The 26,238-nt window shown below is 72.9% G+C and carries 25 protein-coding genes; 11 read left to right on the top strand and 14 right to left on the bottom strand.

Features of this window, described 5'->3' with window-relative positions:
- Window positions 1–2 precede the first annotated feature (2 nt).
- Window positions 3–1,169 carry a 3-methyl-2-indolic acid synthase gene (nocL, locus tag IEY98_RS22985; protein WP_189212689.1) on the bottom strand — a complete coding sequence of 389 codons (1,167 nt, stop codon included), beginning with the start codon at window positions 1,167–1,169 and terminating at the stop codon, window positions 3–5.
- Between the two features lie 319 nt (window positions 1,170–1,488).
- Between nocL and IEY98_RS22980 the strand changes: the two genes are divergently transcribed.
- The 3 genes from IEY98_RS22980 (at window position 1,489) to IEY98_RS22970 (ending at window position 3,912) form a co-directional block, all read left to right on the top strand.
- Complete coding sequence (locus IEY98_RS22980) at window positions 1,489–1,638, top strand: thiocillin/thiostrepton family thiazolyl peptide (protein WP_189212688.1); 150 nt, start codon at window positions 1,489–1,491, stop codon at window positions 1,636–1,638.
- Between the two features lie 130 nt (window positions 1,639–1,768).
- Window positions 1,769–3,007 carry a coproporphyrinogen-III oxidase family protein gene (locus tag IEY98_RS22975; protein ID WP_189212687.1) on the top strand — a complete coding sequence of 413 codons (1,239 nt, stop codon included), beginning with the start codon at window positions 1,769–1,771 and terminating at the stop codon, window positions 3,005–3,007.
- Window positions 3,004–3,912, top strand: a complete 909-nt coding sequence (locus IEY98_RS22970) for a lantibiotic dehydratase C-terminal domain-containing protein (protein ID WP_189212686.1) — start codon at window positions 3,004–3,006, stop codon at window positions 3,910–3,912. The genes IEY98_RS22975 and IEY98_RS22970 overlap by 4 nt, the downstream gene beginning before the upstream one ends.
- A 2-nt stretch (window positions 3,913–3,914) precedes the next feature.
- Here IEY98_RS22970 and IEY98_RS22965 read toward each other — a convergent pair whose 3' ends face one another.
- Window positions 3,915–4,538 (bottom strand): TetR/AcrR family transcriptional regulator, encoded by a 624-nt coding sequence (locus tag IEY98_RS22965; protein ID WP_189212685.1) that lies wholly within the window; start codon window positions 4,536–4,538, stop codon window positions 3,915–3,917.
- A gap of 68 nt (window positions 4,539–4,606) precedes the next feature.
- Between IEY98_RS22965 and IEY98_RS22960 the strand changes: the two genes are divergently transcribed.
- Window positions 4,607–5,539: an ABC transporter ATP-binding protein gene (locus tag IEY98_RS22960; protein ID WP_189212684.1), complete on the top strand. Its 933-nt coding sequence runs from the start codon at window positions 4,607–4,609 to the stop codon at window positions 5,537–5,539.
- Entirely contained in the window at window positions 5,536–6,279 is a 744-nt protein-coding gene (locus IEY98_RS22955; protein ID WP_189212683.1) for an ABC transporter permease, read from the top strand. Before IEY98_RS22960 ends, IEY98_RS22955 begins: the two co-directional genes overlap by 4 nt.
- A gap of 306 nt (window positions 6,280–6,585) precedes the next feature.
- Here the strand turns inward: IEY98_RS22955 and htpG are convergent, their stop codons facing one another.
- Complete coding sequence (gene htpG, locus IEY98_RS22950; protein WP_189212682.1) at window positions 6,586–8,442, bottom strand: molecular chaperone HtpG; 1,857 nt, start codon at window positions 8,440–8,442, stop codon at window positions 6,586–6,588.
- 82 nt (window positions 8,443–8,524) lie between these two features.
- Window positions 8,525–8,947 (bottom strand): DUF7919 family protein, encoded by a 423-nt coding sequence (locus IEY98_RS22945; protein ID WP_189212681.1) that lies wholly within the window; start codon window positions 8,945–8,947, stop codon window positions 8,525–8,527.
- A 399-nt stretch (window positions 8,948–9,346) separates the two neighbouring features.
- Between IEY98_RS22945 and IEY98_RS22935 the strand changes: the two genes are divergently transcribed.
- Together IEY98_RS22935 and IEY98_RS22930 are read left to right on the top strand one after the other, a co-directional pair.
- Complete coding sequence (locus IEY98_RS22935) at window positions 9,347–9,970, top strand: ClpP family protease (protein ID WP_189212680.1); 624 nt, start codon at window positions 9,347–9,349, stop codon at window positions 9,968–9,970.
- Window positions 9,967–10,557, top strand: a complete 591-nt coding sequence (locus IEY98_RS22930) for a ClpP family protease (protein ID WP_189212679.1) — start codon at window positions 9,967–9,969, stop codon at window positions 10,555–10,557. Before IEY98_RS22935 ends, IEY98_RS22930 begins: the two co-directional genes overlap by 4 nt.
- Window positions 10,558–11,090: 533 nt before the next feature.
- Here the strand turns inward: IEY98_RS22930 and IEY98_RS22925 are convergent.
- Window positions 11,091–11,438 (bottom strand): helix-turn-helix domain-containing protein, encoded by a 348-nt coding sequence (locus tag IEY98_RS22925; RefSeq protein ID WP_189212678.1) that lies wholly within the window; start codon window positions 11,436–11,438, stop codon window positions 11,091–11,093.
- A 190-nt stretch (window positions 11,439–11,628) separates the two neighbouring features.
- Between IEY98_RS22925 and IEY98_RS22920 the strand changes: the two genes are divergently transcribed.
- Window positions 11,629–12,924 (top strand): DEAD/DEAH box helicase, encoded by a 1,296-nt coding sequence (locus IEY98_RS22920; protein ID WP_189212677.1) that lies wholly within the window; start codon window positions 11,629–11,631, stop codon window positions 12,922–12,924.
- Between the two features lie 45 nt (window positions 12,925–12,969).
- On the opposite strand, the gene IEY98_RS22915 is transcribed toward IEY98_RS22920, so the two are convergent.
- Window positions 12,970–14,007, bottom strand: coding sequence for a fatty acid desaturase family protein (locus tag IEY98_RS22915; RefSeq protein ID WP_189212676.1), 1,038 nt, complete (start codon window positions 14,005–14,007; stop codon window positions 12,970–12,972).
- A gap of 345 nt (window positions 14,008–14,352) precedes the next feature.
- Between IEY98_RS22915 and IEY98_RS22910 the strand changes: the two genes are divergently transcribed.
- Window positions 14,353–14,805, top strand: a complete 453-nt coding sequence (locus IEY98_RS22910) for an iron chaperone (protein WP_189212675.1) — start codon at window positions 14,353–14,355, stop codon at window positions 14,803–14,805.
- 2 nt (window positions 14,806–14,807) lie between these two features.
- Here IEY98_RS22910 and IEY98_RS22905 read toward each other — a convergent pair whose 3' ends face one another.
- Complete coding sequence (locus IEY98_RS22905) at window positions 14,808–16,904, bottom strand: putative bifunctional diguanylate cyclase/phosphodiesterase (RefSeq protein ID WP_189212674.1); 2,097 nt, start codon at window positions 16,902–16,904, stop codon at window positions 14,808–14,810.
- 19 nt (window positions 16,905–16,923) lie between these two features.
- Window positions 16,924–17,688: an SAM-dependent methyltransferase gene (locus IEY98_RS22900; protein ID WP_229787248.1), complete on the bottom strand. Its 765-nt coding sequence runs from the start codon at window positions 17,686–17,688 to the stop codon at window positions 16,924–16,926.
- Window positions 17,689–17,921: 233 nt separating this feature from the next.
- On the opposite strand from IEY98_RS22900, the gene IEY98_RS22895 reads away from it, so the two are divergent.
- Window positions 17,922–19,244: a cytochrome P450 gene (locus tag IEY98_RS22895; protein ID WP_189212672.1), complete on the top strand. Its 1,323-nt coding sequence runs from the start codon at window positions 17,922–17,924 to the stop codon at window positions 19,242–19,244.
- Window positions 19,245–19,257: 13 nt separating this feature from the next.
- Complete coding sequence (locus IEY98_RS22890; RefSeq protein ID WP_229787246.1) at window positions 19,258–20,286, top strand: alpha/beta fold hydrolase; 1,029 nt, start codon at window positions 19,258–19,260, stop codon at window positions 20,284–20,286.
- Between the two features lie 46 nt (window positions 20,287–20,332).
- On the opposite strand, the gene IEY98_RS22885 is transcribed toward IEY98_RS22890, so the two are convergent.
- Genes IEY98_RS22885 through IEY98_RS22860 form a run of 6 tightly spaced genes read right to left on the bottom strand, consistent with a single transcriptional unit; the run spans window position 20,333 to window position 26,230 of the window.
- On the bottom strand, window positions 20,333–21,661 hold the full coding sequence (locus IEY98_RS22885; RefSeq protein ID WP_268244606.1) for an aldehyde dehydrogenase family protein: 1,329 nt from the start codon (window positions 21,659–21,661) through the stop codon (window positions 20,333–20,335).
- 5 nt (window positions 21,662–21,666) lie between these two features.
- On the bottom strand, window positions 21,667–22,662 hold the full coding sequence (locus tag IEY98_RS22880) for a proline racemase family protein (RefSeq protein ID WP_189212670.1): 996 nt from the start codon (window positions 22,660–22,662) through the stop codon (window positions 21,667–21,669).
- A gap of 1 nt (window position 22,663) precedes the next feature.
- Window positions 22,664–23,563, bottom strand: coding sequence for a dihydrodipicolinate synthase family protein (locus IEY98_RS22875; protein WP_189212669.1), 900 nt, complete (start codon window positions 23,561–23,563; stop codon window positions 22,664–22,666).
- The gene (locus IEY98_RS22870; RefSeq protein WP_189212668.1) at window positions 23,560–24,837 is read right to left on the bottom strand and encodes an FAD-dependent oxidoreductase; all 1,278 of its coding nucleotides are present in this window, start codon (window positions 24,835–24,837) and stop codon (window positions 23,560–23,562) included. Before IEY98_RS22870 ends, IEY98_RS22875 begins: the two co-directional genes overlap by 4 nt.
- Window positions 24,834–25,091 carry a (2Fe-2S)-binding protein gene (locus tag IEY98_RS22865; RefSeq protein WP_189212667.1) on the bottom strand — a complete coding sequence of 86 codons (258 nt, stop codon included), beginning with the start codon at window positions 25,089–25,091 and terminating at the stop codon, window positions 24,834–24,836. The genes IEY98_RS22870 and IEY98_RS22865 overlap by 4 nt, the downstream gene beginning before the upstream one ends.
- Window positions 25,088–26,230, bottom strand: coding sequence for an NAD(P)/FAD-dependent oxidoreductase (locus IEY98_RS22860; protein WP_189212666.1), 1,143 nt, complete (start codon window positions 26,228–26,230; stop codon window positions 25,088–25,090). The genes IEY98_RS22865 and IEY98_RS22860 overlap by 4 nt, the downstream gene beginning before the upstream one ends.
- Window positions 26,231–26,238: the final 8 nt, after the last annotated feature.

Below are 26,238 nucleotides of genomic sequence, written 5' to 3'. Positions count from 1 at the left end.
GCTCAGCCGATCGGGATGACCGCTGCGCCGACCGACGGGTTGGCGAAGTGCCCGACCGGCGTGCCGCCCGCCTCGATCCGGCCCAGGATGTGCCGGGGCCTGCGCAGGTCGGCGACGAGGAACTGCGACGTCGTCTCCTCGTTGCGCGCCTGCGAGTCCGCCCGGTACGGCGCGACGTCGGGGCTGCCGGGGCTGATCACGCCCGCCATGCCGATGGCGCGGTCCTGGAACTCCTGCGGCTCGCGGGTGGTGAGCACCAGCCGCTGCTCGGGGCAGACGAAGGCGATCACGGCCATCATCCGCAGGTAGTCGTCGTCGTTGACCCGCGTGCTGTCCCGCGAGCTCATCGCCGGGCGCATGCGCGGCACCGACAGGTCCACGACAGCGCCCCTTGCACGCAGGTGGTCGCCGTGCGCGACCAGCGCGACCAGCTCGGCGTCGAGGTCGTCGTGCAGGCCGACCAGGACGCCGGGGTTGACGTAGCGGTAGCCCGCGTCCAGCCAGCGGTCGAAGGAGACGACGCGGCGGTCGTAGTCCGCCTTCGGCACGCCAACCGACGTCTTGCCCATGAACCGCCGGTAGGACTCGCGGTCGTAGGTCTCCTGGAACACGCACATGGTCACCGGCTCGTCGCGCTGGATCCACTCGCCGAGCACCGCGATCTCGTCGGGCTCCATGCTGCCGATGTTGAAGTAGATGCGCTCGAATCCCATGTCCAGCGCCGTGCGCATGGCCCAGCCGATGCGGAACGCGGTGCTGAGCCGGGTGTACTTGTCCTCGTACTCTCCGGTGAGGAAGCCGATTCCGCGCACGCCCTCGTGGCGGTACAGGATCTCCATCTGCTCGATGATCTCGTTGCGGCCGGAGAACTTCCGCTCCATGCGGGCGTTCCCCTTGCGCATCGAGCACATCTTGCACTCGGAGTCGCAGTGGTTGGTCGTGTAGAGCGGCACGAACGTGTGCAGCCGCGGCTCCCGCGCCGCGCACCGCTCCTCGGCCAGCGCCTGCAGTTCGGCGGTGCCGATCGAGCGGTCGGACCACAGGGCGAGGGCGACAGCGGCGCGCGAGGCGCCCACGTCGTCGACGCCAGCGCCGAGCACCGCGCGGGTGTCGACGGTCGCGGCCTCGGCCCGAATGGCCGCCATGTCGGGCAGTACGAAGTCGCGCATTCCCGCCTCCGGATAAACGCTCATTGGGTTCCTTTCGATGGCGCCCACACCAAGTCCTACAACCCGCCAGCGTGGCCCGGCAACCACCTCTAATCCCTTCCAAAACGGCCTGACCTGCGAAGACGAGTAGCGGAACACCGCCACTCCAAGTGGTTTACAGACCACTTCGACGTTGCTTACAGCGCTCCTATAGCGGTAGTAGAAACCGCTCCGGAAACCGTCGCCGCACGAGCCGGATTCCTTGACACCCCCGGCGCCGGATCCATAACTTCGGTTGCGGGGCCGGAATTGCCGGAACAACACGTGAAAGAGGTGCGCAATGGCAGCAGACCTGTCGGCGCTGAACATCGACTCCCTGGAGATCTCGGAGTTCCTGGACGACAGCAGGCTGGAGGACAGCGAGGTCGTGGCCAAGGTCATGTCGGCCTCCTGCACCACCTGCGAGTGCTCCTGCAGCTGCTCGTCCTGACTCGGCTCCGCCGCGCGCGCCGCGGCGGGTTCGACGCGTAACACCTGAGAAGGCGGCTTCCGCGGGACCCGGCGCCCACCGCGGGAGCCGCCTTCCCGGGCGCGACCACCCCACGACGAAAGGACCGCCGATGCCGCCCACCGCGACCGCCGCCGCCGAGGCGGCGCTGTCGGCACTGCCCTCCAGCACCGACGAACGGCACATGCTGATGCTGTACGTGCATGTGCCGTTCTGCCATTCCAAGTGCACCTTCTGCGACTGGGTGCAGGCGATCCCGACCAAGGACCTGCTGCGCAAGCCCGAGGACTCGGTGCGGCGCAACTACATCCGGGCGCTGTGCACCGAGATCGAGGCGCGCGGGGCGGCGCTGTCCGGGCAGCCGTACGTCGTCTACTGGGGCGGCGGCACGGCCAGCAGCCTCGACCGCGACGAGGCAACGCAGGTGATGTCGGCGCTGCGCTCGGCGTTCGACTTCGACGGGGTGGCCGAGGCGACCATCGAGTGCAGCCCGGACACCGTCGACCGGGAGAAGCTGGAGTTCTTCCGGGAGCTGGGCTTCAACCGGGTGTCCAGCGGCGTGCAGTCCTTCAGCGACACCCGCCTGCGCGCGCTCGGCAGGCGCCACACCGCCGACCAGGCGGGCCGGATCGTGCACGCCGCCCGCGAGGCCGGGTTCGACGAGGTGTCCATCGACATCATGTCGGGGTTCCCCGACCAGGAGATGGACGAGCTGCGCGACACCGTCGAGCAGGCGGTGGCGCTGCCGCTGACGCACCTGTCGCTGTACTCGTTCCGGCCGACGCCGGGCACGTTCATGCGCAAGAAGATGCAGGGCGACGACAAGCGCGCCTACCTGCGCCGCCAGCAGGTCCTGTTCACCGAGGCCCGCAAGATGATCGAGGACGCGGGCCTGACCGAGTACGCCTCCGGCTACTTCGGACGGGTCTCGCCGTTCGCGGCGATGTACTTCCAGCTGCGCGCCGACACCGTCGGCTTCGGCTCCGGCGCGATCTCGCTGGTGGACCAGCGGTTCCTCTCCCACAGCAAGGGCAGGCTGCACCAGTACATCGCCGACCCGCTCGGGTTCGACATCGCCGTGCCCGCAGGCCAGGACCGCGCGCTGGTGTCGTTCCTGCAGGCCGGTCTGGCGATGTTCGACGGCATCCTGCGCGAGGAGTGGCGGGTGTCCACCGGCACCGACCTCGACGAGGTGCTGACCCGCCCGTCCATCGCCCCGCTGGCGGAGTTCCTGCGCGGGCGCGGGCTGGTGGAGGACGAGCGCGGCATCCGGCTGGACCGCAGGGTCGCCGGGCTCACCCTGATCGAGCTGGCCTTCGAGATGGCGATGTCGCAGCCGGAGCTGGGATGACCTGGGCGGAGTTCGCGCTGCCCGCCGACGCGCTGCCCGCCGCGACGGCGTTCCTGCGCGCCGCCATCGACGCGGGCGGCGACGGGCTGTTCCTGCGCGCGGAGGGGCGGCTGGTCGTGCAGGCGCGCGGCGCCGACCACCTCGCCGCCCCCGCCCCGCGCGCCCCGGCGACCACGGTCCCGCTGGCCGGGCCGGTGTTCTCCGGCCCGGAGCTGGGCCCGGCGACCCGCCAGGTCCTGGCGGGCGTCACCCCGGCGCTGCTCGACCTGCCCGCCGACCGGGCGGGGCTGACCGCGCTCGCGCTGGACCTCATGACCGCCCACCTGCCCGCCGTCTCCCGCCCCGGCGCCCAGGGCGGCCCGCCGCTGAGCTTCCTCAGCTACCGCTCGCACGCCGAGGCCTTCGTCGTCACCAGCCGCGACCCCGCCGCCGCCCGCCACGCCCTGGACTCCCGCTACGCCGCGGTCCGCGACACCGTCGAGGCGCGCGTGGCGGGCATCCTGCGGGACGGGGAGGTCCCGGCGGGCGCCCGCCGCTGGCACGACGTGGCCAAGGCGGCCAAGCCGGGGATCACCGAGCTCTTCCGGGCGGGCGGGATCCGGGCGCACACCGAGTACGCGGGCGACCACCTGCGCGAGCGCGACGACTTCGCGGGCAGCCGCTTCCACCAGATCGCGGGCGCGTCCGCCGACCTGCAGGACTACCTGGGCGGCGACCCCGGCTTCCTGGCCACCCGGCTGCTGACCAGCCTGCTGTACCTGACCCTGCACAGCATCGGCCTGTCCCTCGCCGACCGCTACGTCCTCTGCCACGTCGTCAGCCGGGCCTGCGAGTCCGTCTACGACGTGGAGAGCGTCGCGGTCCTGTCCGGCATCGCCTCAGCGGGTCTGGGCGAGAACGGCTGAGTTCACCGCCGCCTCGGGCCGTACGCGCGGAGGAACACGTCGACGCCGTCGGCGATGATCGCCCGGATCTCCGGCTCACCCGGGTCGTCCTTGGCCGCGTCGAGGGCGAGGAGCAGGGTCAGGGCGGTGAAGTGCTGCACGGCGCGGCGCGGGTTGGCCTCGGCCATCGCGCCGTCGGCGGCGAGTCGGGTGAAGCGCTCCTCCAGCATCCGTTCCGGGTAGTCGGGGACGGCCAGGCGGGGCGCTGTCCGGTCGTGGGTGGTCAGTCGGCGGAACGCGGCGTACTCCGAGGACGGGAACGTCCGCGTGGCCACCCGCAGCGCGAAGGCCGTCAGGGCGGCGCGGAGGTCGCGGCCGTCGGTGATCTCCTCGTCGATCGCCGCGCGCACGGCCGTGGCGAGGGCTTCGTTGACCCGCACCAGGACAGCGTGGAACAGGGACTGCTTGTCGCCGAAGTGGTCGTAGACGGTGCGCTTGGAAACCCCGGCCCTGGCCGCGATGGCGTCGACCCCGGTGAGCTCGTAGCCCGCGGACACGAACAGCGCCTCGGCGGCGTCCAGGATCACCGCGCGCTTGTGCTCGGTCCGCCGCTGGCGTCCCGGCGTCTGTTCCTCGGCCCGCACCACGGTCTCAGCGTATCCTCAGCGAAACTACACCACACTGTGCAGTGTAGTTTTCGAGTCGAGGAGCACCAGTGCCACAGCAGAAGCGCGGCCTCCCCATCCGGGCGCGGGGCCTGACCAAGCGGTACCGGACCAGGACCGCGGTCGACGAGCTGTCCTTCACCGCCGAACCCGGGGCCGTGACCGGGTTCCTCGGACCCAACGGAGCGGGCAAGAGCACGACGCTGCGGATGCTCCTCGGCCTGGTCAGGCCCACGCGCGGCGACATCACCATCGGCGGCAGGCACATCACCGACCTCACCGACCCGGTACGCGCGGTCGGCGCGCTGCTCGACGCCCGCGCGGTCCACCCCCGCCGCACCGCGGCCGACCACCTCCTCGCCGTCGCGCAGACCGCGGGCCTCGGCAGGCGGCGGGTCGACGAGGTGCTGGACCTCGTCGGGCTGGCGGACGCGGCGCGCCGCAGGGCCGGTGAGTTCTCGCTGGGCATGCACCAGCGGCTGGGCATCGCGACGGCCCTGCTGGGCGACCCCGGCGTGCTGGTGTTCGACGAACCGCTCAACGGCCTCGACCCCGAGGGCATCCGGTGGATGCGCGTCCTCATGCGCGACCTGGCAACCGAGGGCCGCACCGTGCTGTTCTCCAGCCACCTGATGTCGGAGATGGAGTTGACCGCGGACAACGTCGTCGTCATCGGGCGTGGTCGGCTCATCGCGGAGTCCACGCTGCAGGAGTTCGTGCTGGCCCACACCACCCAGGCCGTCACGGTCCGCGCCCAGGCGCTGGACGACCTCGCGCGCGCACTGACCCGGGCGGGCATGACCGTCGAGCGCGGCCAGGACGGCGGCCTCGTCGTCACCGGGGCCGACCCGTCCTCGGTCGGCCGGATCGCCGCTGCCGAGGGGATCGCCCTCGACGAGCTGACCAGGGTCCGGGAGTCCCTTGAGGACCTCTTCCTCCGGATCACCGGCGCGGTCGCCGACCACGGGAGCCGGGCGGCATGAGGACCATCCGTTCGGAGTGGACGAAACTCCGCGGCCTGCGGAGCACCTGGATCACGGCCGCGAGCACCGTCGGGTCCGGCGCGGCCCTCGGCGTGCTCGGCGCGGCCGACCTCACCGCGCCGCCCGAGGACTGGGACCCGACCGCCGCCAGCCTGAAGGGCTTCCTCTTCGCCCAACTCGTCATCGGGATGCTCGGCGCGCTCAGCGTGACCCCGGAGTACGCGACCGGCACGATCGGCACCAGCCTGGCCGCCGTGCCCGCCCGGTCCCGCCTGCTGGCCGCGAAGGCGGCTGTCGTGGCGGCCATTGCCGTCGCCACCGGCCTGGCCACCACGCTCGTCAGCTTCGCGGCGGTGCAGCTCATGCTCGACGTGGCGGGCCTTCCCCCGGCGACCCTCAGCGATCCCGGCGTGCCGCGCGCGCTGGTCGGGGGCACGCTCTACCTGACGATCATCGCCCTCATCGGGGTCGCCGTCGGCGCGCTCACCCGGTCGACCACCAGCAGCCTCGCCGTGCTCGTCGGCGCCCTGCTCCTGGTCCCCGCCCTGGCCCCCGGCCTACCCGCCCCCCTCGGCGACTGGCTCGCCCGGCACTGGCCGATCACGGCGGGCCAGGCCGTCTACACGGTCGTCCCGACCGACGGGGCCCTCACCCCGTGGCTCGGCCTCGCCATCCTCGCCGCAGCCGCCGCAGCGATCTCCACCGCCTCCCACGCCGCCCTCCACACCCGAGACGCATGAGACGAGCGACGCCCCGCAGCAACACCGCCCGTCCGGAGGTCAGAACTCCTCACCCTCGCAACGACCGCCGCAGCCGCGCCTCCGCCCCACTACCCGTGACGTGTGAGACGGGCGACGCCCCACGGCAGCGCTGCCCGTCCACAGATCAAAAGGCCACCCGCCGGAGGTGACCGACGAGAACGCGGGCAAAGCGAGCCGGGACACGGAAGCTCACCGCCCTCACCCTCGCCACAGCAGTACCCACCGACCACACCCACGACGAGTGAGACGGGCGGCGACCCCGGAGCGACGCCGCCCGTCCGGAGATCAGAGCCCCCGCTGGAGGTGGTCGGCGAGGACGCGGGCGAAGCGGGCCGGGTCGGGCAGGTCGCCGCCCTCGGCGAGCAGGGCGGAGCCGTGCAGGAGTTCGGCCACGGGGGCGAGTTCGGCGCGGTCGCGGCCGTCGGCGAGGGCCGCGCGCAGGCCCTCGACCAGCGGGTGGGCCGGGTTCAGCTCCAGGATGCGCTTGACCCGGGGCAGTTCCTGGCCCATCGCCCGGTACATCTTCTCCAGGGTCGGGGTCAGGTCGTGGGAGTCGCCGACCACGCACGCTGGCGACGTCGTCAGCCTGCTGGACAGGCGGACCTCCTTGACCTGCTCGGACAGCGTCTCGGTCAGCCAGGACGTGAGGTCGGCGAAGTCCTGCTCGGCCTGGGACCGGTCCTCGTCCGAGCCGAGGTCCACCTCGCCCTTGGCCACCGACTGGAACCGCTTGCCCTGGAACTCCGGCACGGCGCCGACCCACATCTCGTCCACCGGGTCGGTGAGGATCAGCACCTCGTACCCCTTGGCCAGCAGCGCCTCCAGGTGCGGGGAGTTCTCCACGGCGGCGCGCGAGTCGCCGGTCATGTAGTAGATCTCCTCCTGGCCGTCGCGCATGCGCTCGACGTAGTCGGCCAGGGTCGTCGTGGCCTCCGCGTCGCGGGTGGAGGCGAAGGAGCAGACGGCGAGGATCGCGTCGCGGTTGTCCGGGTCGGAGAGCAGGCCCTCCTTGAGCACGGCGCCGAACTCGCGCCAGAGCACCGCGTAGTTCTCCGGCCGGTCGGACATCATGGTCTTGAAGGTGGCCAGCACCTTCTTGACCAGGCGCCTGCGCATCAGCTGGATCTGCCGGTCCTGCTGCAGGATCTCCCGGGAGACGTTGAGCGAGAGGTCCTGGGCGTCCACGACCCCCTTGACGAACCGCAGGTACTCCGGCATCAGCTCCTCGCAGTCGTCCATGATGAAGACGCGCTTGACGTAGAGCTGCACACCGCGCTTGCGCTCGCGCATGAACAGGTCCAGCGGCGCCTGCGAGGGGATGAACAGCAGCGCCTGGTACTCGAACGTGCCCTCGGCCTTGAGGCTGATGGTCTCCAGCGGCTTGTTCCAGTCGTGGCTGACGTGCCGGTAGAACTCGGCGTACTCCTCCTCGGTGACCTCGCTCTGCGGCCGCGCCCACAGCGCCTTGCGGGAGTTGACGACCTCCGGCTCCGCACCGTCCTCGCCCGCGAGGGTGATCGGCCAGGTGATGAAGTCGGCGTAGCGCTTGACGATCTGGCGCAGCCTGGCGGGGTCGGTGTAGTCGGGCAGGTGGTCATCGTCGTCGGCGGGCTTGAGCCGCAGCGTCACCGCCGTGCCCTGCTGGGCGTCGGCGACGGGCTCGATGGTGTAGGTGCCCCCGCCGTCGGACTCCCAGCGCACCCCCTCCGCCGACCTCGGGTGCTTCGTCACCAGCGTCACCCGGTCGGCGACCATGAAGGTGGAGTAGAAGCCGATGCCGAACTGCCCGATCAGCTCGTCCGACGACGACCCGTCGCGCTCCTTGAGCGCCCGCAGGAACTCCGCGGTGCCGGACTTGGCGATGGTGCCGATGAGCGCGACGACGTCGTCGCGGGTCATCCCGATGCCGTTGTCCCGCACGGTCAGCGTCCGCTCGGCCCGGTCGACCTCGATGGTGATCCGCGGGTCGGCGGTGTCGGCGTCGAGGTCCTTGTCCCGGAAGGCCTCCAGCCGCAGCTTGTCCAGGGCGTCGGAGGCGTTGGACACCAGCTCGCGCAGGAAGGTGTCCTTGTTCGAGTACACCGAGTGGATCATCAACTGGAGCAGCTGACGCGCCTCGGACTGGAACTCGAGGGTTTCCACGGCCGTCCTTTCCGCACTTAGGTCCCGATCTAGCGGTCGACCATGGTATTCCGTGCCCCGCGGTGCTGGAGGCCGGGTGGGCTCACCGGTTCCACTCCTGCAACTCCCGCGGCGTCCGGGCGTCCACCCACAGCGCCGCCTCGACGAACGGTCGCGGCGGCAGGTAACCGTGCTCCTCGACGTAGTGCACGACCAGCGTGGGCGCGGCGTAGGCGACGCCGTCGGGGCCGACGATGTGGATCTCGGCGTTGCCCAGCAGCACGGGCCGGGCGCCGGGGATCTCCGGCACGTCCCTGAACACGTGGTGCGCGAGGCAGTACGGGCACTGGTAGCAGGCCCGGGTCAGGTTCTGCTCGTGCGTGTAGCACAACCGGGTCAACGCGGGCAGCAGCCGAGGGTCGGCCGCGCCCACCGGGAACCCGCCGCGCGGATCGAGCCATCCGACGGCGACCATGACCTGGCCGGTCTCGGTGGTGAACCCGCAGAGGTCGGCGTGGCTCACCATGCCGGCGCCGCGCGGGTCATCGATCGGCCGTGCAGTTCCTCGGTGATCAGCAGGCCGGTGAAGTGGCCGGCGAGGTCCAGGGAGACCACGGCGTGCAGCCGGGTCGAGAAGGACAGGGTGCGGCGGAGCGTCGCGGGGGCGTGTCCGGACGCCCACTCGCGGTAGGCGTCGAACGGGGTTGTGGCTGCGGGTCGCTGCGAGCCCAGTCGCGGATGACGTGCGCCAGTCCGCGCAGGTCCGCGCCGTCGCGGGCTCCGCGCGTGGTCGTCCGCCATCCAGCCTCCCGGTCTGCTTGGAGCTTCCCACATCCCGACACCGCGTGGATGCGCCTGCCGTGGGCGGATCTGCTCACGGCAGCGAGAGCGGCGGACGGGGGCGGCGCGGCGGCATTGTCGGGGCATGACGAACGAGAAACAGCCGCTGTTCGACCACCGGCTCCGCGAACGGTTCCTCAGCAGGCGGGTGTTGGTCCTCGACGGCGTGCTCGACGACGACAACGGGACGGTCCTCGCCACCCAGATGCTCGCGCTGGCGGCCGAGGACCCGGACAAGGACATCGCGCTGTGGATCCACTCGCCCGGCGGCTCGGTGCCATCGATGCTGGCGATCCGCGACGTCATGCGGCTCGTGCCGTGCGACGTGACGACGCTCGCGCTGGGGCTGGCGTGCAGCGCGGGCCAGTTCCTGCTGTCGGCGGGCACGCCCGGCAAGCGCTTCGCCCTGCCGCACGCGCGGGTCCTGATGCACCAGGGCTCGGCGGGCATCGGCGGCTCGGCGGTCGAGGTCGAGGTGCAGGCCGACGACCTGCGGCACACCCGGGACACCGTGCTGGGGATCATCGCGGCCGACACCGGTCAGCCGATCGAGCGCATCTTCGCCGACTCCCTGCACGACCGCTGGTTCACCGCCGAGCAGGCGCGGGAGTACGGCTTCATCGACCAGATCGTCGACGCCTTCGACCAGGTGCTGCCCGTGCGCACCCAACGGCTGGGGCTGCGCGCGGAGACGGGAGCGACAGCATGAGCACGTACACCATCCCCAACGTCATCACCCGCGTGGCGGGCGGCGAGCGGATCATGGACGTCTACTCCCACCTGCTCTCCGAGCGCATCGTCTACCTCGGCACCCCGATCGACTCCGGCGTGGCCAACGCGCTGATCGCGCAGCTGCTGTTCCTGGAGTCGGACAACCCCGAGCAGGAGATCAACCTCTACATCAACTGCGAGGGCGGCGACCCGTCGGCGATGCTCGCCCTCTACGACACCATGCGCTTCATCAAGGCCCCGGTGGTGACGACCTGCGTCGGCCAGGCCGTGGCCGCGGGCGCGGTCCTCCTGGCCGCGGGCGAGGCAGGCCGCCGAGCAGTCCTCCGCCACGCCCGCGTGGTGCTCCACCAACCCGCCGCCCAGGGCCGAGGCACCATCCCCGACCTCATCCTCCAGGCCGACGAGGTGGTGCGGGTCCGCACCCAGCTGGAGGAGGTCCTCTCCGCCCACACCGGCAAGGACATAGCCCGCCTCCGCGAGGACACCGACCGAGACCGAGTCTTCGACGCCCCCGGCGCAGTCGCCTACGGCCTGGCCGACCAGGTCCTCGAACACAGGGCCTGATCCCCGAGGCGGGGGCGGGCCGCAGCCTCGCCCCCCTGGAGCACCGGGCCTACCGGGCAGACAACCAGACGAACCGCTCCAGCGGCGGGCCCGCAAAGCCCACGACCCACACCGCAGCGCCCGACCAGCCAGCCGACGCCTCATCCGACCGGAGAGGAGATTCCGCATTTCCCCGACGACGGCCCAGCGCACCGAGCTGGGCCAGAGGTTCCCGTGGTCACCTCCGCAGGCCAGGAAGCCACACGGCCGACCCGCCACCCGACAACCCGCCGCGCGACAACGCCGCGCGACAACCCGCCGCGCGACAACCCGCCACCCGACAACCCGCCGCGCGACAACCCGCCGCGCGACGTCGCCGACCTGCGGCCCCCGCGCCTCGGCCGTGGCGCGCAGACCTCTCGACCTCACGCGGCCGTCGGCACCTGACCGGGGCGGGTCGCCTCGCCGACCTCCATCTCCCCACCACCCGACCCGACGGATCTCCCCCCACCCGACCCGACGGATCCCGCCACCCGACCCGGCAGCCGGAGGCCTCAGGCCGCCATCAGCACCGGGCCGCTCGGGCGGCGGCGGGGGATCGGGCCGGGGCCGCGGTGGCGGCGGACGTCCCAGGAGATGTCGATCAGCAGGTCGGCCAGCTCCACGCCGAGGGCGCCGGTGACCGCGGCGATCATCTCGCTGGAGGGTTCCTTGCGGCCGCGTTCGATCTCCGACAGGTACTGCGGGGAGATGCCCGCCCGCTCGGCGACGTCGACCAGGCGGCCGCCCTGGCGCTCCCGCATCGCCCGCAGGTTGCGGCCCAGGGCGGCGCGCCAGAGGGGCTCCGGGTCGCCGTCCGGAGCGGGGGTGCGGTTGGGGGGAAACTGGACCACGTCCGCCATGGGGACATCCTGGCACCGATCCCGTCGGCGCGGGCAGCGCTTCCGCTCCCAGCGGAATCCCGGACATGAGGTACGCTCGGGGCGTGGCCCGCTCTGTTCTGCCTCGGGCCACGTTTCCACATCGACCCCCATGCGCCGCGACCGTCGAGTTCGCGCCGGGCAGGACGATCCTTCAGCGTTCGGAGAATTCATGGCGGTCCGCCGCCCCCACACGACTTTCGACGAGCTCGGCGTGCCCGCCGAGCTGACCAGGGTGCTCGCCAAGCAGGGCATCACCGCACCGTTCCCCATCCAGGAAGCGACGCTGCCGCACTCGCTCGCCGGGCGTGACGTGCTCGGCCGGGGCCAGACCGGCTCCGGCAAGACGTTCGCGTTCGTGCTGCCCGTGCTCGCCCGCCTCGCCGAGAGCGCGGCGCCGAGGACGCCCCGGCGGCCCAGGGCGCTGATCCTGGCCCCGACCAGGGAGCTGGCCACCCAGATCGAGGCGAGCACCGCCCCGCTGGCGGCCGCCCTGTCGCTGCGCACCGCCACCGTCTTCGGCGGCGTCAACCGCGGCGGGCAGGTCAAGGCCCTGCGCCAGGGCGTCGACGTGCTCGTCGCCTGCCCGGGACGGCTGCGCGACCTCATCGACACCCGCGACGCCCGACTCGACGCGGTGGAGATCACCGTCCTCGACGAGGCCGACCACATGGCCGACCTCGGGTTCCTGCCCGCGGTCCGCAGGCTGCTCGACGAGACCCCGCGCACCGGGCAGCGCCTGCTGTTCTCGGCGACGCTGGACTCCGGCGTGGACGTGCTCGTGCGGCGCTTCCTCACCGACCCGGTGACCCACAGCGTGGACTCCGCCCAGTCGCCGGTGTCCACAATGGTCCACCACATCCTGCACGTGCGGGCTGCCGAGCGGATCCCCGTGCTGGTCGACCTCGTCGCCGCGCCGGGCAGCACGCTGGTGTTCACCCGGACCAAGAGCCGCGCGCGGGCGCTGACCCGCCACCTCAACGCCGCGGGCGTGCCCGCGGTGGAGATGCACGGCAACCTGGCCCAGGGCGCGCGCACGCGCAACCTGACCGCGTTCGCCTCCGGCGCCGCCAAGATCCTGGTGGCCACCGACATCGCCGCGCGCGGCATCCACGTCGACGACGTGGTGCGCGTGGTCCACGCCGACCCGCCGGTCGAGCACAAGGCGTACCTGCACCGCTCCGGCCGCACGGCCAGGGCGGGCGCGGGCGGCACGGTCGTCACCCTGATGACCGACGACCAGGTGTCCGACGTGCGCGACCTGGTCCGCAAGGCGAAGATCAAGCCGACCACGACGAAGCTCGGCCCCGGCCACCCGCTGCTGGCCGAACTCGCCCCCGGCGAGCGCTCCTACACCGCCCCGGGCGCCGCGCCGGTCGCCGCCGCGCAGGACAGGCGCCGGTCGTCCCGCAGGGGTGGCCCGCCGCGGCGGGCGAAGTCGGGCGGCGGCGCCCGTCGGGCAGGCTGATCAGGGCGGAGCACCAGCGACGCTGGTGCTCCGGCTGCCCGGCGGCTAGTTCGCCGGTCGGCTCCGAGCCCGCAAGGGCGCTCCGACCTCGTGCAGATGGCGCAGGACGTGCGCGAGGGACGTCATCAGTCCACATTGGGCGTAATGGACGCCGTGGCGCGTGCAGAACTCGCTCACGAGCACCTGTGCCCGCCGCAGGTTCGGCCGCGGCATGTTCGGGAACAGGTGGTGCTCGATCTGATAGTTCAGCCCGCCCAGCAGCCAGTCGACCCACCGGCCGCCGCTGACGTTGCGGCTGGTCATGACCTGCTTGCGGAAGAAGTCCAGCTTCGTGCCCGGCGCGATGGTGGGCATCCCCTTGTGGTTGGGCGCGAACGAGCACCCCATGTAGACGCCCCAGAGCCCCTGGTGGACCGCGATGAACGCCAGCGCGATCGGCGGGGACAGCACCACGAACACCGCCGTCAGGTAGACCGCGACGTGCACCAGCAGCAGCACGGACTCGCGGCCCCGGGACTTGACCTCGCCGGTCATCACCGCCCGCACGCCCGCCCAGTGCAGGTTCAGGCCCTCCAGCAACAGCAGCGGGAAGAACAGGAACGCCTGGTACTTCGTCGTCCACCGCAGGAACCCGCGCTTGCTGTGCGTCTGCGCGCGGCTGAACGCCAGCAGCGGGATGTCCAGGTCGGGGTCGTCCTCCTCGTGGTTCGGGTTGGCGTGGTGGCGGATGTGCTTGTTCACCCACCACTCGTAGCTGATCCCGACGAGCGCCCCGTGGGCGTAGCCGACCGCGTCGTTGGCGCGGCGGGAGCGGAAGATCTGCTTGTGCCCGGCGTCGTGGCCGATGAACGCCAGCTGGGTGAACATCACCGCGAAGAACACTGCCGTGAGCAGCTGCCACCACGAGTCGCCCACCAGGGCGAACACCACCCAGCCCGCGGCGAACACGACCAGGTTCAGCACGATCCGCACCGCGTAGTACCGGTGGCGGCGGTCCAGCAACCCGGACTGCCGGACGAGGCCGACCAGCTCCGTGAAGTCCCCGGTTTTGCCCAGGGAAACGGGAGAGGAGAGGGACAACACGGGCCTCCGGAGGTCGATCTGACGGGTAGCACCGATCCGCCAGGAGGCAGAAGCCGGTTGGCCGGGGTTTTCCCGGCTGAAGACGGGTTGAAACAGGCAGCTCGGGGTGCACCCGACGGGGCGAGCGGCGCCCGCGAAGAAGGTCCCCGCGAAGTGACATGGCGTCGTCACCGACAGTACCCCATGGGCTGATGAGCCAGAGCCGAGCGCGGACGCGTTCCCCGACAGTTCACCCGAAAAGGCCGCTGACCTGCGGTGGCGGACCGGTCAGGAATGGAGAAGCGGACCGCTGGACCACCACCTAGCGTTCCCATCAGCAGGAACCACTCCGGGAAGGGATCGACGATGGGCACCAAGGCGACCAAGGCGTACGACGGGTTCACGGCCGAGGAGCGCGCCGCGATGAAGGAGCACGCCCAGGAGCTGAAGAAGCAGTCGCGCCGAGGATCGCGCGCGGACAAGGCCGCCGAGGCCGAGCGCGACGTGCTCGCCAAGATCGCCGAGATGCCCGAGTCCGACCGGGTCATGGCCGAGCGCGTGCACGCCATCGTCAAAACCAACGCCCCGGCGCTCGCGCCCAAGCTCTGGTACGGGATGCCCGCCTACGCGCTGGACGGCAAGGTCGTCTGCTTCTTCCAGAGCGCGGACAAGTTCAAGGCCCGCTACGCCACGCTCGGGTTCAACGACACCGCGGAGCTGGACGAGGGCGCGATGTGGGCGACCGCCTTCGCGCTCACCGGGGTGACCCCCGAGGTGGAGGAGCGCATCACCGCCCTGGTCAAGAAGGCCGCGGGCTGACGCTATCGGCGCAGGCGGGCGTGGAAGCCCGCGGCGGAGTGGTCGGGCCCGAACAGCGGCCCGGTGCCCAGCTCCGCGCCCGCCTCCCGCCACCAGGCCGCCTGCTCCTCGGTGACGACGCCGTCGACACCGATGACGGCGCCGGTCTCGACCAGTGCGGGGAGCAGGGCGCCGACGTACGCGGCGTCCGCCCTGCTCTGCAGCTCCACCAGCCGCGCGGCCACGCGCACCGAGTGGATGCCGAGGTCGCGCACGGCGGCCACGTCGTCGGGGCCGAGGGCGAGATCGCGCAGGGCCGTCCGCACGCCCATCTCGGCCAGCACGCCGAGGTTGTCGGCGACGTCGGGCGCGGTCACCGCGGCGGAGGGCACGGCGACCGCCAACCGGTTCGCGGGCAACCCGGTCGCGTCCAGGACCCGGACGACGCGGGACACCAGGTCGGCGTCGGTCGCCTGGTGCGCGGTGAGGGCGACCGACAGCGGCACCGCCGAGGCGTCTCGCTGCCACCAGCGGACCTGACCGGCGGCGATGGTGAGCAGCCACTCGCCGAGCGGCAGGATGAAGCCCGTCCGCTCGGCCAGCGCCACGCACCGCTCGTGCGGCAGCCGCCCGTCCCGCCGGTCCCAGCGCAGCACCGCCTCCGCGCCCGCGACGCCGCCGTCGGCCAGCCGCACCACGGGCCGGTACCGGACGGTGAACTCGCCCTGCTCCCACGCGCCCGGCATGGCGACTGCCCGCGCGAGGGCCGAGCGGTCCGCGGTGTCCCGGCCCGGGTCGAACAGCTCCCACTGCCCGCGGCGTCCCCGTCTGGCCCGCCGCAGCGCCTGGTCGGCCGCCCGCAGCAGCTCGGCGGGCTCCTGGTTCCGCGACACGCCGCGCACCACGCCCATCGACGCCGACACCGCCAGGCCGTGCCCGTCGACGTACACCGGTTCAGCCAGCGCCCGGTTGATCGCGGCCGCGAGCGCGGCGGTGTTCGGCGTGGTCGCGGTGTTCTCCACGAGGATGCCGAACTCGTCGCCGTCGAACCGGGCGACCATCGCCTTCTCCCGCGCCAGCACGGATTTCAGCTGCTGGGCCACGTGCACCAGCAGCCGCTCCCCCGCGAGCCAGCCCAGGCTGTCGCAGACCATGCCGAACCCGTCGAGGTCGAGGTGCAGCAGCGTCACGCCGTGGACCGGGTCGGCCCGCCGCACCGCGCTCTCCAGGTGGGTGCCGAAGAACTGGCGGTTGGGCAGGCCGGTGAGCACGTCGTGCAGCGCCTGCCGGTGCAGCTCGCTCTGCAGCAGCATCAGCTCGGTGCCGTCCTCGACGACGGCGACGAAGTGGCTCGGCGCCCCGTCCGGGTCGCGCAGCAGCGACGCGGTCAGCGAGATCCGCGCGACGTCGCCGTCCTTGCGCAGCAGCCGCTGTGACTGGCGCACGCGGTCCTGGCCGCCCTCGGCCACGGCCCGCATCGCCTCGCGGAGCATCCCGACGGTGTCGGGGTGGACGAGGTCGAACAGGGTCGCGCCGGTCAGCTCGGCCGGGGTGCGGCCGAGGATCTCGGCGACCGCGGCGTTGGTCCGCACCAGCCGCCCGTCCAGGCCGACGATCATGATGCCGCTGGCCGACGAGGTGACCACCGAGTCGAAGCGCGCCTCGCTCTCCTTGAGGTGCCACTTGGCGTCGCGCACGGCCTTGAGCAGCGACAACTGCATCCGCTCCTGCTGCTCGAACACCACCCGCCGGTTCGCGACGAGGAATCCGGCGGCCAGCGCGCCGATCACGAGCGCGGCCTGCTCCGCGCGCTGGAACCCGGGCAGCGCGGGCAGTCCCTTGCCGAGCACCTCGACGGTCCGCCGCAGCCCGTCCTCGCCGACGTAGCCGAGCCCGACGACGTGGTCGCCGACGCGCTCGGCCGCCGCCGTGTCGACCGGGTCGCAGGCCGCGGCCGCGCACAGGGCGTCGATCTGCTCGCGCAGCTCGTGTTCCAGCTCCTCGACCGCGAGCGGGATCACGGCGACGCCGCTCAGCAGGTACGCCCACTTGCGCGCGAGGAGTTCCCGCGCGCGTCCGCCGTCCGGGCGCGGGTCCGGCCTGGATCCGGGCTGCGACATCCTCAGTCCTGCCTCGGCATCAGGGTTTCCTGGCGACCCCGCCGTAGATCACCATGTTCATCTCGGCGGCGTCGGCGATGTCGCCCCGACCGGCGGGCCGCCACGCCGCGCACCCGACCAGGCCGGGCTCGACGAGCTCGAAGTCGCCGAACAGCGCCACCACCTGATCGTGCGGGCGCTCGGTGAGCTGGTCGGCGCTGCGGCTCTCCTTGATCAGGTCCGTCACCTCGGTCAGCCGCTCGTCCTGGTTGTCCGCGGTGACGTGGGTGATCGCGAGGTGGCTGCCGGGGGCCAGCGGGTCGCGGTAGCGCGCCATCAGCGCCCACGGGTCGGCCTCGTCGGGCAGCCAATGCAGCATCATCAGCACGAGCAGGCCGACGGGCTGGTCGAAGTCGAGCAGCCGCCGGGTCTGCGGGTGGTCCAGGATCGAGTCCGGGTCGCGCATGTCGGCGTGCACGATGGCCGCGCGGTCGTTGTCCACCAGCATCAACTCGCTGTGGGCCACCGCGATCGGGTCCTTGTCCACGTACACCACCCGGCACTCCGGGTCCGCCGCCTGCGCGACCTCGTGCACGTTGGCCACGGTCGGGATGCCCGAGCCGATGTCGAGGAACTGGCGGATCCCCTGCCCCACCATGTACTGCACGGTCCGGCCGAGGAACGCCCGGCTCACCCGGGCAGCCGACCGCGCGTCGGGCATGACCCGCTCGACGTGGGCGGCCAGTTCCCGGTCCACCGCGAAGTTGTGGGCGCCGCCGAGCAGGAAGTCGTAGGTGCGCGCCATGCTCGGGACCGAGACGTCGACACTCGGCGGAATCCATTCCCCTTGCGCCACTGCGAACACCCCTTTGCTAGAAAGGCAACATCCTATCCATCCGGGAAGGGCGCTCCATTGGGCCATCGGGGTGGCTCGCGATCGCCCGATCGGGCACTGTCGGCGCCACCCGAACGGCTTTACTGTGATCCATCCCCACGATCCTTCCCCACGATCCATCCCCAACTCGGCGAGGAGCGGACATGGCGGTCCCGGTGGCCCCGGGTCGACTCCCCTTGCTCGGCCACACCCTGCCCATGCTGCGCGAACGCCACCGGTTCACCGCGTCGCTGCGGGAGTACGGCGACATCGTGCGCATCGATCTGGGGACCATGCCGACGTATTTCCTGACGAATCCTCGCCTTGTCCACGAACTGCTGGTCACCAAGGGTGCGCTATTCCGAAAGGGAGCATTGTTCGACAAGTTCCGGCCGTTCTTCGGCAACGGCCTGGCCACCTCGAACGGCGCTGACCACCGCCGTCAGCGGCGGATGGTGCAACCCGCTTTCCACCGCGACCGCATCGCCCGCTACGCCGAGACGATGGCGCGCGCCGCTGCCGACCTCACCGCCTCCTGGCGGCCCGGCCAGGTGCGCGCCGTCGAGGCCGACGCCCAGTCCCTGGCGGTCACGATCGTGGGCGAGGCGCTGTTCTCCACCGAGATGGGCAAGCGCGCGATCGAGGAGATCCGCCGGTCCATCTTCCTGGTCCTCAAGCAGGGCATGGTCCGCGCGTTGTCGCCGTCGTTCGTCGAGCGGCTGCCCCTGCGCGCCAACCGCGAGTTCGACGCCGCCATCGCCCGCATGCGCGCGATCGTGCTCGACGTCGTGCGCAGCTGGCGGGAGGACGGCGCCGACCACGGCGACCTGCTGTCGATGCTGCTGCTGGCCCAGGACGACGAGACCGGCGCGGGCATGTCCGACCAGCAGGTCCACGACGAGGTCATGACGCTGCTCGTCGGCGGCATCGAGACGACGGCGCTGGCATTGGCCTGGACCTTCCACGAACTCGCCCGGCACCCCGATGTCGAGCGCCGCGTCCACGCCGAGGTCGACGAGGTGCTGAGCGGGCGGCCGCCGACCTTCGCCGACGTCGAGAAGCTGGTGTACCTCAACCGGGTCGTCAACGAGGTGCTGCGGATGTACCCGGTCTGGTTCCTGATGCGGCGCACCCTCGCGCCGGTGCAGTTGGGCGGCGTGCCGTTCGCCGAGGGCACCGAGGTGATCTTCAGCCCGCACGCCCTGCACCACGACCCGGCCTCGTTCGCCGAGCCGCACCGCTTCGACCCCGACCGCTGGTCGCCCGAGCGGGCGTCGCGCGTCCCCAAGGGCGCGTTCGTGCCGTTCGGCGCGGGCGGGCGGCAGTGCGTCGGGAACCTGTTCGCGCAGACCGAGATCGCGATCGCGGTGGCCACGGTCGCCGCGCGGTGGCGGCTGGTTCCCGTGCCCGGCAAGCCGGTCCGCGTCACGTTCACGTCCGCCGCCTACCCGAGCGGCCTGCTGATGACCGCGATCCCGCGGCACTGATCTGGAGGTTGTGGTGCGATACCGCCGTCTGGGCGTCGTGGCCCTGCTCGCCGCCGCGGTCTGCATGACGCCCGGAACGGCGGGCGCGGCGCAGATCACCTGCGAGGACGTGACCGTACCGGTGCGGGCAGGACTCACTGCGCAGTCGATGCACGGGAGGCTGTGCGTGCCGCAGGGCGCGTCGACGGTCCAGGTGCTGATCCCCGGAGGCACCTACACCAGCGCGTACTGGGACATCGGCCACGCGCCGGAGACGCTGTCGTACCGGCTGGCGATGAACCGGGCCGGGATCGCGACAATCGCCGTCGACCGGCTCGGCAGCGGCCGCAGCTCGCGGCCCGCGAGCCTGTTCCTCGACGCGCGCAGCCAGGCCGACGCCGTGCACCGGGTGATCCAGACGCTGCGGCCGCGCTTCGCCAGGGTGGTCGTCGTCGGCCACTCGGTCGGCTCCGCGGTGGCCACGATCGAGGCGGCCCGCCACCGCGACGTGGACGGCGTGGTGATCACCGGGCTCACCCACCGGATCAACCTCCCGGGCGCCGTGCCGGTGTTCACCACCCTCGTCCCCGCCGTCCTCGACGCGCGCCTGCGGGATTACGGCCTGGACCTCGGCTACCTGACGACCACGCCCGGCTCCCGCTACCGGTCGTTCCACACCCCCGGCGCCCCGGACCCGGCCGCGCTCGCCTTCGATGAGGCCACCAAGGACGTCGTCACCCCGACGGAGACGGTGGACACGGTGCTGATCAGCACGCTGATCCCCCTGTCACGGCAGATCAAGGTGCCGGTCATGGTGGTCATGGGCGCGGGCGACGCGAACTTCTGCGGCCCCCCACTCGGCGCCGACTGCTCGTCGGCCGAGGCCCTGCGCGCCTCGGAGGGCCCGTTCTACGCCCCGGAGGCCGGGCTGCACACCCACGTCGTCCCCGGCTACGGCCACTCCCTCAACTTCTCCCCGCACGCCCCGGAGTACCACCGAGCGGTCATCGAGTGGACCACCGCCCTGCCCGGAACCCCGGCCCGCGGCCCCGCGTCGAGGTAGCAGCCGGTCAGCCGCCCGGCTCCTCGACGGATCGGCCCGAAGGCAGCTAGCCGAACTGGACCGTGCGGGGGCTGGTGTAGAAGCGTTGGGCCTCCTTGCCCTGTTCGCGGCCGCCGTAGCCGGAGTCCTTCTCGCCGCCGAAGGGGAGGTGGAAGTCGACGCCCGCGGTCGGGGCGTTGACCTTGACCATGCCCGACTGGCATTCGGCGACGTACGCCATCGCCGCGGCCAGGTCGTTGGTGTAGAGCGCGGTCACCAGGCCGTACGCGGTCCCGTTGGCCAGGGCGAGCGCCGAGGCGACGTCCGGCGCCGCGGCGAGGGTGCAGATCGGGCCGAACGTCTCGGTGGTGTTGAGCGGGGCGTCCGGGGGCAGGTCGGTGACGACGGTGGGCGCGGCGAACCAGCCCTCGTCCGGCACGTCGCGGCTGACCACGACGCGGCCAGCACGGGCGTCGCGGACGCGGTCGCGGGCGGCCTCGGTGATCACCGGCCCGACCGCGACGCCGTCGTCGGCCGGGTCGCCGACGCGCAGGGCGTCGACCGCGGCCCGCAGGGCCTCGGTGAACGGCGCCGGGTCGCCGACCACGAGGATCCGCTTGGTGGCGGTGCACTTCTGCCCCGCGAAGCCCATCGCGGCGCCCGCGACGTGGGTGGCCGCGCGGCCGAGGTCGGCGTCCGGGAGGACGATCGCCGCGGACAGCCCGCCCATCTCGCACTGCACCGGGATCCCCCGCGCCGCCCCCGCCGCGGCGACGCGCCTGCCGACCCCGGTCGAACCGGTGAACGACACCACGTCGGCGGCATCGACCAGAGCCGCACCCGTCTCACCGTGTCCCGGATGGACAGACAGCAGCCCCGAAGGCAGGTGAGGCGCGAACAGCTCCGCGAGGCGGAGCGCGCAGGCGGTGGCCTCCGGCGCGGGTTTGACCACGGCCGCGTTGCCGTACGCCAGGGCGGGCGCCGCCTTCCACACCGGGATCGCCAGCGGGAAGTTCCACGGCGTGATCAGCCCCGCCACCCCGCGCGGCCTGCGCACCGTGAAGTCCAGTCCGGCCCCGGGGTAGGTCTCCCCGATCGGGTCGAAGCACTGCTGGGCGTAGTACCGCAGGATGGCGGCCGCGCGCGCCACCTCGCCCCGGGCCTCCAGCACCGGCTTGCCGACCTCGCGGACCACCAGCGCGGCCAGCTCATCGGTCCGCGCCGCCACCGCGTCGGCACACGCCGTCAGCGCGGCCGCCCGGACCGCGGGCCCACCGCGAGCCCACTCCCGCTGCGCGGCACGGGCCGTCTCCACGGCACTGACCACATCGGACGGATCACAAAGCGGGACGTCCACCACCACGTCCGACGGACGCTGCGGTGACGTCGACTGCACACGGTTCACAGCACGAACCCCCTGGGGAACGGGTCGGTCGGATCGAGCAGGTACTGGCCCATCCCGGTGATCCAGGCGCGTCCGGAGATGGTCGGCACCACGGCGGGCAGGCCGCCCACCGCGGTCTCCGCCACCAGCCTGCCGATGAACCGGGTGCCCAACAGCGACTCGTTGACGAAGTCGGCGCCCAGTTCGAGCGCGCCGCGCGCGTGCAGCTGGGCCATGCGGGCGGCGGTGCCGGTGCCGCAGGGCGAGCGGTCGAACCAGCCGGGGTGGATGACCATGGCGTTGCGCGAGTCGCTGCCCGGCGCGCCCGGCCCGACCAGCTGCACGTGGTGGCAGCCCGCGATGCCGTCCGCCTCGGGGTGCCTGGGCTCGTCCTGCTCGTTGATCGCGGCCATGATGGCCAGGCCCGCGGCGAGCATGGCGTCCTTGTCGTCGAAGGTCAGCCCGAGGTCGGCGACCGGGAGGATGGCGTAGAAGTTCCCGCCGTACGCCAGGTCGTACCGGACCTCGCCCAGGCCAGGCACCCGCACCGAGGCGTCCAGCCTGCAGGCGAACGACGGCACGTTGCGGATGGTGACCGACTCCGCCCGCCCGCCGGACACGGCGACCTCGGCGACGACCAGCCCGGCCGGGGTGTCCAGCCGCACGGTCGTCACCGGCTCGACGACCTCGACCATGCCGGTCTCGACCAGCACGGTCGCCACCCCGATCGTGCCGTGCCCGCACATCGGCAGGCACCCGGACACCTCGATGTAGAGCACGCCCCAGTCGGCGTCGGGCCGGGTCGGGGCCTGCAGGATCGCGCCGCTCATCGCGGAGTGGCCGCGCGGCTCGTTCATCAGCAGCTCGCGGATGTGGTCGAGGTGCTCGATGAAGTGCAGCCGCCGTTCGGCCATGGTCGCGCCGGGGATGACGCCGAGCCCGCCGGTGACCACCCGGGTCGGCATCCCCTCGGTGTGCGAGTCGACGGCGGCGAAGTAGCGGGCGGCGCGCATGTCAGAGGCCGCCCATCGCGCGGCGCATGTCGGCGTCCAGCGCCGCGAGCTGGTCGTCGGTGAGCGGACCCCGGGGCGGGCGGCACGGCCCGCCGTAGCGGCCCACCAGGTCCATCGCGCGCTTGATGGCCTGGACGAACTCGGTGCGCGAGTCCCACCGGAACGCGGCGACCATCGGCTCGTACAGCGCCCGCGCCGCCTTGAGGTCGCCGCTGAGCGCCAGCTCGAACAGCCGGACGGACTCGGCGGGGAAGACGTTCGGGAAGCCTGCGAACCACCCGGTCGCGCCCATCAGCAGCGACTCCAGCGCCACGTCGTCCGCGCCCGCGACCACGGTCAGACCGGGCGCGCGCTCGCGGATCTCCAGGACGCGCCGGACGTCGCCGGAGAACTCCTTGACGGCGACGACGTTGTCGATCAGGGCGAGCTCGGCGATCAGGTCGGGCGTGAGGTCCACTTTGGTGTCGATGGGGTTGTTGTAGACCATGACCGGGAGGCCGACCGAGGCGACCTCGGCGAAGTGCCGGACGACCTCGGCGGTGTTCGCACGGTACATCGTCGGCGGGAGGCAGAGCACGCCGTGCGCGCCGTCCTCCGCGGCCTGCTCCGCCCACGCCTTCGCCTGGTGCCAGCCGGGTCCGTGCACCCCGACCACGACGACCCCGTCATCGCCCACCGCGTCGACGGCGGCCCGGGCGACGGCCCTGCGCTCGGCGTCGGTCAGCGACGAGTACTCCCCGAGCGAGCCGTTGGGGCCGACGCCCCGGCAGCCGCTGCCGACCAGCCACCGGCAGTGCTCGGCGTAGCGGTCGAGGTCGACGCGCAGGCCCGCGGGCGCTGCCGGGTCCTCGGCGTAGGGCAGGGCGGTGGCGACGATGACGCCGTCGAGCCTCTCCGTCATTCGTTCTCCTCGTCGATGAGCTCGCCGAGCCGGACCGGCGCGGCGATCGGCCTGCGGGCGAACGCGTCGCCGGGCAGGCCGCACAGGTCGGCGACGGCCGCCCCGCACGTGCGGCCCTGGCACAGGCCGAGCCCCGCGCGGGAGGTCAGCCGGAGCGCGCGGGCGCCGGGGGCCGCCGCGCGCAGCGCCCGGTAGGGCACCTCCTCGCAGCGGCAGATCAGGGTGTCGTCGGTCAGCCACTCGCGCCAGCCGTCGCCGACGGGGTGGACGCGGTCGAGCGCGGCGGCGAAGCGGCGCAGGGACCGGACGCGGCGCAGCAGGCGGGGCGGGACCGGCGCGCCCGCCGCGGCCAGGCCGGCGACCGCGCCCTCGGCGGCGGCCAGGTCGGCCCCGCCGATCCCGGTGACCTCGCCCGCTGCGTAGACGCCGGGGACCGAGGTGCGCTGGGCGGGGTCGACGGAGACGAAGCCGCCGCTGAGCGCGCATCCGGCGGCGACGGCGAGTTCGAGGCGCGGGGTGAAGCCGTGGCCCACGCAGAGGGCGTCGACCTCGAGCTCCCGTTCGGTGCCGGGGCGCACCCGCCACCGCTCGTCCAGCCTGGCCGTGGTGACCGATTCGAGCCGGTCCGCGCCGTGGGCGGCGATGACCGCGGTCCGCGTCCGGTAGGGGACGCGGTGCTTGGCGAGCGTGCGGAGGTATCCGAGCAGCTCCGGCGCCTTGGCCAGGCCCGCGGCCAGGCCGCGCGGCTCGGTGTGCCAGCGGGGCCGGTTGGCCTCCAGGACGGCCGCCACCTCCGCGCCCGCGCCCAGCACGGCCCGCGCGACGGGCAGCAGGAACGGGCCGGTGCCCGCGACCAGCACCCGGCGGCCGACCGCCACCCGCTGGCCCTTGGCCATGGCCTGGGCCGCGCCCGCGGTGTAGACGCCGGGGAGGGTCCAGCCGGGGAACGGCAGGACCCGGTCGTGCGCGCCCGGCGCGATGACCAGCGCGGCGGCGTCCACCGTGCGGCGCCGCCTGCCCGGCCCGTCGGCCGGGCCGGTGAGCAGGTGCAGCCGCCTGCCCGGCTCGACCGCCCACACGACGGTCTCCGCAAGGTGCTCGACGCCGGGTGGCAGCGGGAAGCGTTCGGTGGTGTCGAGCAGGTCCTGCCGGTGGTACTGGCCACCGCGCCTGCTCTCGGCGTCGATCAGGAGGACGTCGCGGCCTGCCCGGGCGGCGGCAGCGGCGGCCGCCAGTCCGGCGGGTCCGGCCCCCACGACCACGACGCTGCTCATGACGGCAGCTCCGCGCCGTCCTGGCAGCGGACGCGGTCGCCGTCGGCGAGGAGCCGCTGGCAGGCGCGCACGTCGGGCACGCCGTTCACCACCACGAGGCAGTCGTGGCAGACCCCGATCCCGCAGAAGACGCCGCGCGGCGCGCCGCCTGCCCTGGTCGTGCGCCAGCTGACCCGGCCGCGCGCCAGCAGCAGGCCCGCGACGGTCTGGCCCGGCACGGCCGTCACCCACTCCCCGTCCAGTTCGACCCTCATGCCGCGATCACCGCGGGCCGGTCGACGCGGAACGGGCGCGGGTCCACCGAGGGCGGGCGGGACAGGACGAGGTCGGCCAGCAGGCGGCCGGTCGCCGGGGCCAGGCCGATGCCCGCGCCCTCGTGGCCGGTGGCGTGCCAGAGGCCCGGCAGGCGGGGGTCCTCGCCGATCACCGGCAGGTGGTCGGGGGAATACGGGCGGAAGCCGCCGTAGGCGCGCATCACGGGGACATCGGCCAGGAACGGGAACAGCGCGACGGCCTTGCGCGCCAGCTCGGTCACGACGTCGACCCGGATGGTGTCGTCGAAGCCGACGCGCTGTCTGCTCGACCCGATCAGCACCGTGCCCGCTTGCGTCGACTCGACCACTGTGGACGTCTGGAGGTCGGCGTCGCCGCTGGCGACAGCGCCGACGTAGTCCGCGTCATACACCTTGTGCCGCACGGATTGCGGCAGGGGCGCGGTCACCAGGATCATGCCGCGGCGGGGCAGCACGTCGATGGGCGCGCCCGCGGCCCGGGCGAACGCCGCCGACCACGGCCCGCAGGCGTTGACCACGATGCGGCAGGGCACGGTCTCCCGCTCGGTGCGGACGCCCGCAACGGCGCCGCCCTTGGTGACCACGCCGACGGCGGCCTCGCCCGAGCGCACCTCTCCCCCGCGCTGGCGGACCGCGGTCAGCAAGGCGACGGTGGCCAGGACTGGCTGTAGTTGGGCGTCCTCGGGGTAGTGCATGGCGGCGGTGATGTGCTTGGTCAGCAGGGGTTCCATGTCGGCGACCTGGTCGGGCGTCAGCGCGACGGCGTCCACACCGGACTCCCGCTGGCCGCTCGCGGTCGCGGCCAGGGCGGCGGCCCCGGCGTCGGTCGTGGCGACGACGATGCCGCCCTTGGGCTCCCACTCGGCGGACGCTCCGAGGTGTGCCAGCAACTCCGGCCACAGCGCGCGGGAGACCCGCGCCAGCTCCAGTTCCGGCCCGGGGGGCTTGTCCGACAGGAGCACGTTGCCCTCGCCCGCCGCCGTCGTCCCGCAGGCCGGGTCGGCCCGGTCGACGACGAGGACCCGCAGCCCCGCCGCGCTCAACGCCTCGGCGCACGCCGCGCCGATGACGCCCGCGCCGACCACCGTGACGTCGACCATCCCGCACC

The organism is Actinokineospora fastidiosa, assembly GCF_014648415.1.
Classification (GTDB): Bacteria; Actinomycetota; Actinomycetes; order Mycobacteriales; family Pseudonocardiaceae; genus Actinokineospora; species Actinokineospora fastidiosa.
This window is presented reverse-complemented; position numbering and strand designations above follow the sequence as displayed.

Coding starts and splice junctions, on each gene's coding strand:
- nocL (WP_189212689.1), bottom strand. CDS start 1,169: ATGCGCGACTTCGTACTGCCCGACATGGCGGCCATTCGGGCCGAGGCC.
- IEY98_RS22980 (WP_189212688.1), top strand. CDS start 1,489: ATGGCAGCAGACCTGTCGGCGCTGAACATCGACTCCCTGGAGATCTCG.
- IEY98_RS22975 (WP_189212687.1), top strand. CDS start 1,769: ATGCCGCCCACCGCGACCGCCGCCGCCGAGGCGGCGCTGTCGGCACTG.
- IEY98_RS22970 (WP_189212686.1), top strand. CDS start 3,004: ATGACCTGGGCGGAGTTCGCGCTGCCCGCCGACGCGCTGCCCGCCGCG.
- IEY98_RS22955 (WP_189212683.1), top strand. CDS start 5,536: ATGAGGACCATCCGTTCGGAGTGGACGAAACTCCGCGGCCTGCGGAGC.
- IEY98_RS22945 (WP_189212681.1), bottom strand. CDS start 8,947: ATGGTGAGCCACGCCGACCTCTGCGGGTTCACCACCGAGACCGGCCAG.
- IEY98_RS22935 (WP_189212680.1), top strand. CDS start 9,347: ATGACGAACGAGAAACAGCCGCTGTTCGACCACCGGCTCCGCGAACGG.
- IEY98_RS22930 (WP_189212679.1), top strand. CDS start 9,967: ATGAGCACGTACACCATCCCCAACGTCATCACCCGCGTGGCGGGCGGC.
- IEY98_RS22925 (WP_189212678.1), bottom strand. CDS start 11,438: ATGGCGGACGTGGTCCAGTTTCCCCCCAACCGCACCCCCGCTCCGGAC.
- IEY98_RS22920 (WP_189212677.1), top strand. CDS start 11,629: ATGGCGGTCCGCCGCCCCCACACGACTTTCGACGAGCTCGGCGTGCCC.
- IEY98_RS22910 (WP_189212675.1), top strand. CDS start 14,353: ATGGGCACCAAGGCGACCAAGGCGTACGACGGGTTCACGGCCGAGGAG.
- IEY98_RS22905 (WP_189212674.1), bottom strand. CDS start 16,904: ATGTCGCAGCCCGGATCCAGGCCGGACCCGCGCCCGGACGGCGGACGC.
- IEY98_RS22900 (WP_229787248.1), bottom strand. CDS start 17,688: ATGGCGCGCACCTACGACTTCCTGCTCGGCGGCGCCCACAACTTCGCG.
- IEY98_RS22895 (WP_189212672.1), top strand. CDS start 17,922: ATGGCGGTCCCGGTGGCCCCGGGTCGACTCCCCTTGCTCGGCCACACC.
- IEY98_RS22880 (WP_189212670.1), bottom strand. CDS start 22,662: ATGCGCGCCGCCCGCTACTTCGCCGCCGTCGACTCGCACACCGAGGGG.
- IEY98_RS22875 (WP_189212669.1), bottom strand. CDS start 23,563: ATGACGGAGAGGCTCGACGGCGTCATCGTCGCCACCGCCCTGCCCTAC.
- IEY98_RS22870 (WP_189212668.1), bottom strand. CDS start 24,837: ATGAGCAGCGTCGTGGTCGTGGGGGCCGGACCCGCCGGACTGGCGGCC.
- IEY98_RS22865 (WP_189212667.1), bottom strand. CDS start 25,091: ATGAGGGTCGAACTGGACGGGGAGTGGGTGACGGCCGTGCCGGGCCAG.
- IEY98_RS22860 (WP_189212666.1), bottom strand. CDS start 26,230: ATGGTCGACGTCACGGTGGTCGGCGCGGGCGTCATCGGCGCGGCGTGC.